Consider the following 11,767-nt stretch of genomic DNA (forward strand, 5'->3'; position numbering starts at 1 on the left):
CCTCTCTTCCCGAGCAGACACGCCGGAAAATCCCGCACAATCCGCCCTGCGGCGGCCTGTCAACGCAAGGGTGAAAAGGCAACCGGAACCACTACTTGCGACCGCATATCCTCGGTCAGAAAGCCTGCCGAGCCGCGTGGCGGCCAGACACCTGCCGCAACCGCTTCCCTGCGGATGCGTGCACGCTCATCAAGGCTGCCGTAAGGCCAGATATGTGCAAACCGCGCAGGGCCATCCAGGCTATACATCGCCGTCAACAGGGGGGAGAGCGGTGTCCGACCGGGCAGCGTCTTCCTGAAACCCTCGGCGACATCCGACAGATGGCCCGGACGGACATGGTAAGTCCGTATTTCGTAAATTTTTCCATATTCGCCGGGCTGGACACAGGGCAGAAACGGCAGGCCGCGCCAACTTTGGTACGAAACGTCGCGGACGCCGATCTCCCTGTCGGGAAAGAGACCCGATTCCAGCAAAGCCTGTCTTGCCTCGGCCAGATCGTCCATCAGCGCGAAGGCGCGCAAGATGATGATCTGGTTCAGCGGCCCGATTTCGCTCACCCAGCAGCCAAGGAAGGTTCCGCCGTCATTCAACGACAGAAGCAAGGGGTGAAGATCCGCCAGAACCTTCGTCTGTGTCCCCGGCAATACGGTGACCGTAATGGTTTCATACAGCATCTGATAACCCTGTCGTCCGCTCGCGGATCATAACGGGACGTTTCCCGATTTCTCTGTGCTGATCACATAGAATATCAGAAACGAAAGAAACATGACGACCGAGTCCATCATCAGGCCGACGGTGTAATGGCCGGTCTCCTGAACCAGCCCCGAGAATATGCTCGGACCGAAAAAATTTCCCAGATTCCCGATACTGTTGATCAACGCGATCCCCCCCGCGGCGGCCGGTCCCTGCAGAATCTGCCCCGGAACCACCCACATCAGACCCAGAACGGTAAACAGCGATGCGATGGCTATCGTGATGAATATTCCCTTCATCATCAGCGGTTGGCAGACAATCGTCAGGATCAGACACAGGAATGCCAGCCCCATCGGAATCAGGATATTCCAGCGACGCTTTCCCGATCGATCCGACCGTGCCGCGCAAATGATCAACGCCACCGCCCCGACGAAATACGGAATCGGCAGAAGATGCATGACCGCGTATTTATCGAACCCGACCGATCCGATCATTTGCGGAAGCCAGAAATGAATCGTACCGTTCACAAAAGACAGACAGAAGAAAATACTGGCCAGTTTCCAGACGTACGGATCGCGGGCCACCGCCAGGAACGAACGGGCCGTACGATCGGTTTTGACTTGCGCGCGTCGGTGCCGGACCTCGAAGAGGTATTCCTTTTCCTCACGGCTCAGCCATCCTGCCTCGCTGACGGAGTTCGGGAGGCAGATAAACAGCAGCATCCCCAGAAACGTGGACGGCAGCCCTTCCAGAAGAAAGATCCACTGCCATCCATGAAAACCCCATGTCCCGGATAAATGCAGGATCATGCCCGACAGGAGGGACGAAACGGCGCTGGAAACCGGAATCACCACGATCAGATAGCTGATGACCCGGCCGTGCCATTTTTCCGGAAAGCTCTGCATCAGGAAAAACAGCGTGCCGGGATAGAAGCCGGCCTCCGCAATTCCCAGCAGGAACCGCAGCAGCAGCAGCTCCCGCCCGTTGCCGATGAACGCCATCCCGGCCGAGATAATGCCCCACGTGACCATCGTCACCGCAAGCCATGTCCTGGCCCCGACTTTCGTCAGGATGTAGTTCCCGGGTATTTCGAAAATGAAATACCCCAGGAAAAATATTCCGGCGCCAAGACCGTATGTCGTGGCCGGAATCGACAGATCGCGCCGCATGTCCATCGCGGCGAAGCTGATGTTTACGCGATCAATAAACGCAAAAAAAAACACAGGATCAAAAGAGGGACCAGCCTCAGGATAATCTTTCTATGCAATGCATCTTCGTCGATGGGCATATCGGCCTCTCAAAGCACGTCTTGAAACAATCAGGCTATACGGAGCCCCAGATTTTTTCTCAGGGTGTCACCCTCATATTCTGTCCTGAACAGGCCACGGCGCTGCAGTTCCGGTATCACGAACCGGCAGAATTTCTCCAGGTCCGGTGGGGACGGCGGCATGATATTGAACCCGTCCGCCCCCCGGTTGACGAACCATTCTTCCAACTGGTCGGCCACCTGCTTGTAGGTGCCGATCGGCTGCCAGTGGCCACGGCCGCAGATGATTTTCTCGTACAGCTGGCGGATCGTCAGATTCTCCCGCCTGGCCTGTTCGACGATGACGCCCTGACGCCCCTTTCCGGCCTCGGTCTCCGGAATCTCCGGAAGCGGGCCGTCCACCGGATATCCGGAAAGATCGAACCCGCCCAGCAATGTGGAGAGAAGTGAGATACCGACCGCGGGATGAAGAAACGACTGCAGTTCCTCGTATTTCTCCTGCGCCTCGCTCTCGGTTTCCCCCATGATCGGGGAGACCCCTGGAAGGATCAGCAGCTCATTTTCGGTGCGGCCGTACTGGGCCAGCCGCCCTTTCAGATCCTGGTAGAAGGCCGAAGCCTCCTCCAGTTTCTGCATCGCGGTGAACACGATTTCCGCGGTACGGGCCGCCAGGTCCCGCCCGGGCTCGGATGAGCCCGCCTGAACGATGACCGGATGTCCCTGCTCGGAACGGGGAACGTTGAGCGGCCCCCGGACCGAGAAGAACTCGCCGACATGATTCAGCACATGCATCTTCTCCGGATCGACGTAAAGGCCGCTTTCCTTGTCCCGGACGAATGCGTCATGATCGAAGCTCCTCCAGAGCCCTTTCACGACATCCACAAATTCCTCGGCCCTTTTATATCTGTCGGCGTGCGCCATATGACGATCGCCGACAAAATTCTTGGATTCACCGGGGAACATGGAGGTCACGACGTTCCAGCCCGCCCGGCCGTGGCTGACCAGGTCGAGGGAGGCGAAACTCCGCGCCAGGTGGAACGGCTGCGTGTAGGTTGTCGAGATCGTCGCGATGAGGCCGACATGTTTCGTATGCTGCGACAGCACCGTCAGCACGAGCATCGGATCGATGACCGATGCACGCTCGATTCTCTTGAAATACTCCATGTCTTCCCAGACATTGTTCGTGTCCGCGATAAAGACAAAATCCATCAATCCCCGTTCGGCCGCCTGCGCGATCTGCACCATGTTTTCGGTGCTGACGCTGGCCTGGGGGTGTGCTTTCGGATGGCGCCAGGCGCTGATATGGCGTCCTGACGGTTCGAAGAACAATCCCAGTTTCATTTTTCGTGAATTCATGGACCTGCCTCACGCATGAGAAAAAACGGCGCTATTAAAAATACAATAAATATTGTTATGCCGGATGCTTACACGACCCTGTTTCGCAAAGGCGTCCCGTTTTCCATGTTGGTTATATTGTCGAGCAGGATGTCCACGACATTGCGTGCATAGAATTGGCTGTCGCCTGCATTATGGGGGGTGACGATCACATTTTCCCTGGACCAGAACGTCGAACCCTCAGGCAGGGGTTCATCTACAAACGTGTCCAGCGCCGCGCCGGCAATCGTCCCCTTGTCCAGTGCGTCCAGCAACGCCGCTTCGTCCACAACCTTGCCGCGCGACACGTTGATCAGATACGCATCCCGCCGCATGGACGACAGGAACGCGGCATCGACCAGACCGTGCGTTTCCGGCGTCAAGGGGCAGCTCAGGACCACGAAATCGGCTTCGGCCACGGCTTCGTGCAGCCGATCCGATGCGACGATATGGATGCCGTCCTCCACCTCCTGCACCACGGTGCGACGCACCCCGGTCACCGTCATATCGAACGCCTGGCAAAGATGGGCGACGCGCCGGCCGATGCTTCCAAGACCGACAACCAGAACGCGCTTTCCGGTCAGTTCCTGAACACGGTTCGTGGCGTCCCGCACCGGCGTACGCCATAGTCCGGCCTTCTGGTCGTCTCGCGCCTCGAAGAGGCGGCGGGATATGTTCAGAATGAACGAGAGAACATGTTCCGACACCGCCCGCGCGTTCACGCCACGCGCGCTGCACAACGGGATGTTCCGGTCCTGCAGCACCTTCTGTGGAAAATGGTCCACCCCTGCGCTGATGGATTGCACCAGCTTCAGTCGCGGCGCGCGATCGAGAAGATAGTCCTTCCATAGCATGGAAATGCAGAGGATTTCGGCCTCTTCTATATAGTTATCGAGATCCGAAAGAGAAAACACCTGTGTGCACGCCGAATCGTCCTGCCGGATGTCCAGCGCCGCCTTCAGATCGTACAGCGGATGCGCGCATACGATGCGCGGGCGACGGTCGAGCCACAATGTCTTCATTCTCAACAAAATCCCACATAGCGTGAAGCGTAAGATAACCGGCAATGGCCAGGCGCCCCGCGCGGGCGACCTTATTTCACACGGTCTTCCCGTATATACAGGGCAGACACATTACGTAATATCGTTATATCATAAGGAAAAATGAAACATCATCAGACACCGGGAAACCTGCACGCGCGTCACGACACGCCGCTCTGGACGAGCCGGATCGAACGAATGTTCCATGTCGCCACGTGTCAGAGCGTGATCCATTTTTGTAACGCTATCGGATGAATTTCGCTTTAGCAATTGGTTTCACCATGATAAAACGCCTCATACTATTCATGGTGGTTATCGATGAATTTGCGGCAGCTCGAAATTTTGCGCGCCATCGTTCGTTACAATACGACGGTTGCAACAGGCCGTGCCCTTGGGCTTTCCCAGCCCGCCATCAGCAATGCCCTCAAGGCGATGGAGGAACAGGTTGGTTTCGCCCTGTTCCAGCGCGTCAATAACCGTATTTACCCAACCGCGGAAACAAAAATCCTGCTGGCGGACGCCGAGTCGATTTTCGAGATCCACAAACGCCTGGAAACCCGAATCCGCGACCTTCGGGATAACCGGGCCGGGCAGCTTCGCGTTGTTGCAACACCACCGCTTGGATATGGCGTCATCGCGAAGTCGATCCATGTGATGCAGATCCGCCGGCCGCGCGTCCGCACCTTCTTCGACGTGAAACGGTACGAAGAAATCATGGAGAGCATCGAGACGCACCAGGCCGAATTGGGCTTTATCATGGGCTTCGCGGAACAGCCGGGCATCCGCTCCGAAGTCATGTACGAAGGCGAGATGATCTGCGTCATGCAGGCCACACACCCGCTTACCGAACTCGATGTCATTACACCGAGAGATCTGCGCCGGCATTGCTTTATCGCACTGGAAGGCGGCACGAAACTGGGAAGCGCCCTTCGTCAGTCGTTCGAGCAGGCGGAAGAGGAGTTCCATTTTTCCGTCGAGGTCAGATACGGCCTCACCGCCTGCGTCCTGGCCGATGCAGGGGTGGGCGTCGCCGTGGTCGATCCCCTCACCGCGTCGTCCGCCGGGCGGTTCTCTCTGGTTCACCGGCCGTTTCGTCCGCAGATTTCCGTTTCCGCGTCGGTCGTCTGGGCCGAGAACCGTTCCCTGACACGACTGGCCCACACATTCCTTAACGAGGTGCGTACGGTGATCGCGACGCAGGACCCATGACCGATGGCGCTGGCGTTGCCCGGCCGTCAGGACGCAGAAAATAGCCGGATGTCCGCCGGCCGGCCCTTTCCCAGAAGGGCCATCGCCGTCTCCATTTCGTTGCGCAGCATCCCGATCATGGCGACGGCACCGGTCTCGCCCCCTGATGCAAGCCCGTACAGGCCCGCCCGCCCCACCAGGACCATCCGTGCCCCGAGGGCAAGGTATTTCAGGATGTCGGTTCCCCGGCGCACGCCGCTGTCGGCCATGATCGTCATCCGCCCCCCGACGGCCTCGGCAATCCGGGGCAGCACATCGATCGGTCCGGGCTGGGGGTCGAGATTCCGGCCGCCATGCACCGAGACCACGAGTCCGTCGACACCCAGTTGTGCCGCCCTGCGCGCATCGTCGACATTCACGATGCCCTTGACGATCAGTTCCCCGTCCCATCGCTTCCGCAGTTCGGCGATGTCCTGCCAGTCGAGCGACCGCTTCAGCCCCACGGCGGACGCGGATGCCCGCATCACATTCCCCTCGAGGCCGGAGGGATAATGTCCGTAGCGCGGCACGCCGGACGTGGCCAGAAGAGGCAGGAGGACCCGCGCCACCCAGCGTGGATGACGCGCAAGATCCAGCATTCCGGGCACCGAACACCGGAACGGCACCGTGAAGCCATTTCGCGCATTATATTCGCGGTTCAGCGGTACCGGCGTATCCGCCGTCACGACCAGCGTCCTGACCCCGCTGGCACCTGCGCGTCGTATCAACGCATAGGACAGGGACACATCATTCCAGACGTAAAGCTGAAACCAGAGGTCGGCATCGGGTGCGCCGGCCCGTATCCGCTCGATCGTCGTGATCGACTGGGTTGCGACACAGAAGGGAATGCCACATCGGGCCGCCGCCCGCGCCAGTTCGGTTTCGCCATCATGCCATACCATGCCCGCCAGTGCCGTCGGTGCGATCGCGATCGGCAGCGCCGAGGTGTGGCCGAACAGCGGGGTCGACAGATCGACGACCGGCGCGCCGGCCAGAACCGACGGCATCAGCATGACGCGATCGAAGCTCTGGCGGAGATAACGCAGCGCGTTCTCGTCTTCCGTGCCCCGATCGATATATTCGAAGAGCCCCCGGGGCAGGACGGATTTGGCACGCGCCCGATAATCGTCGTAATTCAGCAAAGACGGCACGGGCCGCTCCCGATGTTATGGCAGGGGGCCGGGCCTACGACAGTCCTGCCGTGGAAAAGCCCGCCGGCCGGCCGGACGGGGAACCCAGCACCTCATCCTCACGCATCACGATTTGGCCCCGGATCACCGTCATGGCCGGCCAGCCCGTGCACTCATATCCGTCAAACGGGGTCCAGCCACAGGGGGAGGCAATCCAGTCCTGTTCGATGGTGCGACGACGGTCGGGGTCCACCACCGTAAAGTCGGCATCGTATCCGATCGCGATCCGGCCCTTGTTGGCCAGGCCGTAGACGCGGGCGGGTCCTTCAGCCATCAGCTGGACCATGCGCTCCAGGCTCAATCGCCCTTCGCTGACATGATTCAGCATGACCGGAACCAGTGTCTGAACGCCCGTCAGGCCTGCTGCCGTCTCCGGCCACGGCCGTTCCTTCGCTTCGCGGGAATGGGGGGCGTGATCGGACCCGATACAATCCACCATGCCATCGCGCACTGCCGCCCATGCGGCGTCATAATGCCGCCTGTCCCGGATGGGCGGATTCATGACCGCGAACCCACCATGCGTGTCGTAGATATCCGGCCCGAAATGCGTCAGGTGATTGACCAGAAGTTCGGTCGTCACAAGGTCGCGGAAATCCTGGAGATAGGACAGCTCTTCCGCCGTGGAGACATGCAGGATGTGGATCGGCCGCCCCGTACGCCGCGCCAGCGCCGCCAGCCGGCGCGTCCCCAGGAAAGCGCATTCCACATCATGCCAGTCGGCATGCAGCCGATGGGGACCACCGGCCAGGAACAGTTTTTTCCGCTCCTGCAGACGCGTTTCGTCCTCCGAATGGAAACAGATGCGCCGCGCGCCATCACGCATGATCGTCTCGACGCTGGCATCATCATCCACCAGCAGTTCGCCCTTGGCGGATCCCAGGAAAACCTTGATGGCGCAGACGTTCTCCTGCTGCTCCAGCGTCCCCAGTTCCACCGAATTGGTTTTGGTGGCGGCCAGATACAGTCCAACGTCACACCAGATCTGGCCCGACATCAGTTCGATTTTCCGCTCCAGCCGGTCGCGACTGGTGACGGGTTCGGCCGTGTTGGGCATGTCGAACAGCGTGGTGATGCCGCCCAGCACCGCACCGCGCGTGCCGCCCAGGAAGGTTTCCACGCGCGGGTCGCCCGGGTCGCGCAGATGCACGTGCGGATCGATCAACCCCGGCAGGACCGTCAGGTTCGTGCAGTCGATGACCTGCGCACCCGACGCGGTACGGAGATCCCCGATCGCGGCGATTTTTCCGCCGATGCATCCGACATCGGCCCGACAGCGCCCGTCGGCGATCACAACGCCATTGCGCAGGATCAGGTCGTAATGGTCCATAATGTCTCCCCCGGCGGGCAATGGCCACAGGGCTCACCTGCGGGACAGGGAGGCCACTGGGCGGGTCGCCCCCTCCTATCGGGCAGAGGACACCCGATAGGATGGCCCCGCCCCTATCCGCCTGTTACAGGCGGAAATCCGTTCCCACGTTTTCGATCAGGCGCAGGCAGGCATTCCACGCCATCCGCTCGATATAGAGCTGCTTGTCAGAAACCGCCTGTTGCCCCATCCGGGTCTGGATCGCCTCGGGCGGCACCACGAGTTCCGATCCGCCGGCCAGAGCCGCCACCTGAATCTCGCAGGCGCGTTCGATATTGTAGATGCGGTTCCACGCCTCGGCCGCCGTCGATCCCACTGCGATGAGGCCATGGTTGCGCAGGATGACGGCTTTGTGGTTCCCCAGATCGCGCACCAGACTGGCCCGCTCGGACTGCGAGAGGACGAACCCTTCGAACTCGTGATATCCGACCGCGCCGTGGAACATCATGGCCTGCTGGCTGATCGGCAACAGGCCATGGCGCTGCGCCGACACCGCGGCGCCGGCGCGCGTATGGGTGTGAATCACCACCCCGACATCGGGCAATGCCTCATGAATGGCGCTGTGGATGTTGCAGCCGGCGTCGTTGATGTCCGCCCCTTCATATTCGGGGCTCAGCGCACCGCTTTCGTCGATTTCAATCAGGCTGGATGCCGTGACCTCATCAAAGAGAAGATTGTACCTGTTGATCAGCAGTGTGTTCGATTTGTCCGGCACCCGCGCCGAGGCATGGGTGTGGATCAGATCGGTCATACGAAAATGCGCAAGGATCCGGAAGATCGCCGCCAGTTCCTGCCGGATGGACAGCCCCGCAGGGTCGATAGGAAGATTGTTCCAGGCCAATGCTCAACTCCATCAAGAAATTTCGTGCGGAAACGATAACAGATCGTACCTCTGGGGAGAGGCATAAAATGAACAGGCTGCCCCGAACGGGGCAGCCTCTTCTTACAGGGCGGCCGAGACGGAGAACATGGCGGCAAAGCCCGACCCCACGATATAAAGCGGCGCGCTTCCCGAAACCATGGTCCCGTTCACGGCACGGGTTGTCTTGGCATTGAACTGGGTGCTGTAAATTCCTGCCAGATAATGATTGTTTGTCAAATTCACGAGGTTCAGCTGAAGCTTCGGCGCCTTGACCGGCCCCACATTGGGGAAACGATAGCCGAGTGACATATCCACCGTCTTGTAGCCCGGCAGCTTCTCATCGTTCATGAACGTCGCATACTGCCCGCTGACGTAGTGCATCTGGATGTTGCCGAAAAACTTCGAGTCATCGTAGCTCAGACTGACGTTTCCGGTCCAGGTCGGCGAACCCGTCGCCGTCTTGCCGGCCGTGGGCAGATAGGTCCCCTGCCGGGGCACGTTGTTGTCGATCGTCGCATGCAGATACTCGCCCGAGAGGAAGAGCGAGAAATGATGGAACGGCCGCGACCCCACGGACACGTCGGCGCCACGGCTGGTCTGGCCACCGGCGTTCACATACTGGGTGACCAGTGTGTTGTTCTGGTTGACGACGGTGGAAACCTGGCGGTTCGTGAAATTGTAATTGAATAAAGTTGCCTGGGCGGTCAGGTAATTGTCGTTATAACGATAACCGAGCTCCTCGATGATCGAGTTCTCGATCTTCTGGTCGCGGGAGGCCCGTCCCGTAATTTTGCCGGTCGTCGCCGAAACCGAGTCCGCGATCTGGCTGGGATCCGGCACCCGCGAATTTACGCCGGCATCGAGGAAGACCTCGTGATGGCTGTTGAAATCGTAGCGCGCCCCAAGGCTGGGCATGGGCGCCGTCTGGTTGTTGTTGGTGTTGTAGGTGACGCCCGGAATACGATTGAAGTTCTGCGCACGGTAGAACAGATATTTGAAGCCGAATTCCAGCGACAGCCGGTGATCGAGGTAGTTCATCCGGTCGCCCAGAAAGATCTGGTCGGTCTGGACACGGTTCAGGACGTCGGCGAACGAATAGATCTTGCCGTTGGGCAGGTAAACGGCCGAGCTACGCGCACCCCAGAGGCTCTCGGGCGAACCGGAGGCGTTCAGATAATTGAACTGCCCGAACGAGGACTGCTCGGTGAAGGCATACCAGTCGCCGAAGATGAACCTGTTATGACGGTCGATATCCCAGGCCAGGCTTGCGTTGATGCCCGAACGCAGGAACAGCGCCGGCGATCCGGAATAGAGGGTGGCAGAGTTCGCGGTCGGTCCGTTCTGGGTCTCGAGCTGAAGGCCCTCGATCTTCTGCGTTCCGGTGTAGGCCGACGTGGGCGACAGATTCACGGCACCCGGCGCCGCGGCGCGGGCATAATAGACGTACGGCGCCACGTTCAGCATCAGGTTGTGACGCAGGATGATCTTGTTGTTCAGGGTCGCGAACATGCCCTCGTAGACGTTCTGGTGCAGCTTGTAATAGTTCGTGTCGCCGGGCGTGAAGGTTGAGGTATAATTGTAGTTTTTTCCATACGTATTCCACGCCGCCATGGTCGGCGGACGCTCGAGCTGGAAATTGAGGTCCGTCCATTCGACCGACAGCGCGGTCTGGCTGCCGTTGTGCCAGTCCTTGATGATCTTCGAATCGACGTGCTGCCGCCAGGTGTTGCCCGGCCCCCGCCAGTCGTTACCCAGGAAATTCGAGTACGACACGAACGCGCGCAGGCCCGTATGCCCGATATCGCCCGTTTCGAACCGTCCGAACACCTGCCGCGTGTCATACGATCCATAGGTGACGTTCACCATTCCACCCATCTTGTGCGACGGGTCATGGAGCGCCATGCGAATGGTGCCCGCCGCACCGTTGGACCCCGGCACATCGAAATTTGTCGAACCCGGGCTCAGCCGCACCTCTTCGAGGTTCAGGGCGTCGACCGCCTCGTTGGGGTAGAAGGTCCCGTCATTGGTGATCGGGGAATCTTCGAAAAGCCAGATGATTTCGTTATTATTCAGTCCACGAACCGTGATGCCGCCCGGCTGCACACCATAGGGGTCCTGCGACGCCACGACGGCCCCCGGCTGCATGGCGATCAATCGCTGTGGATTGGTCGTCGCCGGCTGGGTCTGGATATAGGCGCGCGTGGATGCGACCGACGATTTCACGCTGTTCGAAATGGCCAGCAGGCCGCCACCGGCGGAACGGTGCGTCAGCCCGGTAACCGCCACGTCCTCAGCGCTGCCGCTTCCGTCGATCGTGGAATCGTCTTCGGCCGACGGCGCAGGACCGGGTTTCGACGCCGGCTTCGCGACGGTCTTCGCCGTCCCCTTGCCATGGGCGGCATCGGGCTGTGACGCGACGGGCGCGGCGGCAGTGGCCGCACGGGCAGCGGGCATCGCGCCGGCAATGCTCAAAACCGTGGTAGAAAGAAGTATCAGTCGAGAAATCGACAGGGGCACCATAACGCCGAATTCCTTCTTCATCAGCATTCCATCCTCCGATTACGTTCCGAGGGACAAATTATATTTCTAATTCCGGGCGCGCTTTTTCCGTTCCATGATCGGATTTCCGGATAAGCCACGCCGGTATGTTGCGTTATCGTCACAAGGTAAGCATAGCCGCTGCCGGATCAGCAATTAGGTTCACTATCATCATATCGGGCACACTATACTGAAGAGTTATAGGGCACG

Annotated in this window: 9 protein-coding genes; 1 reads left to right on the forward strand and 8 read right to left on the reverse strand. The window is 59.8% G+C overall.

Going from position 1 to position 11,767, the window contains the following annotated elements:
- Nucleotides 1-59: 59 nt before the first annotated feature.
- The 4 genes from HLH34_RS15935 to HLH34_RS15950 form a co-directional block, all read right to left on the reverse strand.
- Nucleotides 60-674 (reverse strand): NIPSNAP family protein, encoded by a 615-nt coding sequence (locus tag HLH34_RS15935; RefSeq protein WP_183120553.1) that lies wholly within the window; start codon nt 672-674, stop codon nt 60-62.
- 27 nt (nt 675-701) lie between these two features.
- Nucleotides 702-1,916 (reverse strand): MFS transporter, encoded by a 1,215-nt coding sequence (locus HLH34_RS15940; RefSeq protein WP_183120554.1) that lies wholly within the window; start codon nt 1,914-1,916, stop codon nt 702-704.
- Between the two features lie 95 nt (nt 1,917-2,011).
- Nucleotides 2,012-3,301 (reverse strand): LLM class flavin-dependent oxidoreductase, encoded by a 1,290-nt coding sequence (locus HLH34_RS15945; RefSeq protein ID WP_244960005.1) that lies wholly within the window; start codon nt 3,299-3,301, stop codon nt 2,012-2,014.
- An 83-nt stretch (nt 3,302-3,384) separates the two neighbouring features.
- Nucleotides 3,385-4,356, reverse strand: coding sequence for a D-2-hydroxyacid dehydrogenase (locus HLH34_RS15950; protein WP_183120556.1), 972 nt, complete (start codon nt 4,354-4,356; stop codon nt 3,385-3,387).
- Between the two features lie 336 nt (nt 4,357-4,692).
- On the opposite strand from HLH34_RS15950, the gene HLH34_RS15955 reads away from it, so the two are divergent.
- Entirely contained in the window at nt 4,693-5,583 is an 891-nt protein-coding gene (locus HLH34_RS15955; protein WP_183120557.1) for a LysR family transcriptional regulator, read from the forward strand.
- Nucleotides 5,584-5,609: 26 nt separating this feature from the next.
- Here HLH34_RS15955 and HLH34_RS15960 read toward each other — a convergent pair whose 3' ends face one another.
- The 4 genes from HLH34_RS15960 to HLH34_RS15975 form a co-directional block, all read right to left on the reverse strand.
- Nucleotides 5,610-6,752, reverse strand: coding sequence for an alpha-hydroxy acid oxidase (locus HLH34_RS15960; protein ID WP_183120558.1), 1,143 nt, complete (start codon nt 6,750-6,752; stop codon nt 5,610-5,612).
- Nucleotides 6,753-6,786: 34 nt separating this feature from the next.
- Nucleotides 6,787-8,118 carry a dihydroorotase gene (locus HLH34_RS15965; protein ID WP_220792215.1) on the reverse strand — a complete coding sequence of 444 codons (1,332 nt, stop codon included), beginning with the start codon at nt 8,116-8,118 and terminating at the stop codon, nt 6,787-6,789.
- 124 nt (nt 8,119-8,242) lie between these two features.
- Nucleotides 8,243-8,998, reverse strand: a complete 756-nt coding sequence (locus HLH34_RS15970; protein ID WP_183120559.1) for a class II aldolase/adducin family protein — start codon at nt 8,996-8,998, stop codon at nt 8,243-8,245.
- A 102-nt stretch (nt 8,999-9,100) separates the two neighbouring features.
- The gene (locus tag HLH34_RS15975) at nt 9,101-11,473 is read right to left on the reverse strand and encodes a TonB-dependent receptor (protein ID WP_220792216.1); all 2,373 of its coding nucleotides are present in this window, start codon (nt 11,471-11,473) and stop codon (nt 9,101-9,103) included.
- Between the last annotated feature and the right edge of the window lie 294 nt (nt 11,474-11,767).

Origin of the sequence: Gluconacetobacter azotocaptans (assembly GCF_014174355.1) — a bacterium.
GTDB classification, from domain to species: Bacteria; Pseudomonadota; Alphaproteobacteria; order Acetobacterales; family Acetobacteraceae; genus Gluconacetobacter; species Gluconacetobacter azotocaptans.

Excerpts from the sequence above, each read along its gene's own strand:
- HLH34_RS15935 (WP_183120553.1), bottom strand. The coding sequence starts at position 674 with ATGCTGTATGAAACCATTACGGTCACCGTATTGCCGGGGACACAGACG.
- HLH34_RS15945 (WP_244960005.1), bottom strand. The coding sequence starts at position 3,301 with ATGAAACTGGGATTGTTCTTCGAACCGTCAGGACGCCATATCAGCGCC.
- HLH34_RS15950 (WP_183120556.1), bottom strand. The coding sequence starts at position 4,356 with ATGAAGACATTGTGGCTCGACCGTCGCCCGCGCATCGTATGCGCGCAT.
- HLH34_RS15955 (WP_183120557.1), top strand. The coding sequence starts at position 4,693 with ATGAATTTGCGGCAGCTCGAAATTTTGCGCGCCATCGTTCGTTACAAT.
- HLH34_RS15965 (WP_220792215.1), bottom strand. The coding sequence starts at position 8,118 with ATGGACCATTACGACCTGATCCTGCGCAATGGCGTTGTGATCGCCGAC.
- HLH34_RS15975 (WP_220792216.1), bottom strand. The coding sequence starts at position 11,473 with ATGCCCGCTGCCCGTGCGGCCACTGCCGCCGCGCCCGTCGCGTCACAG.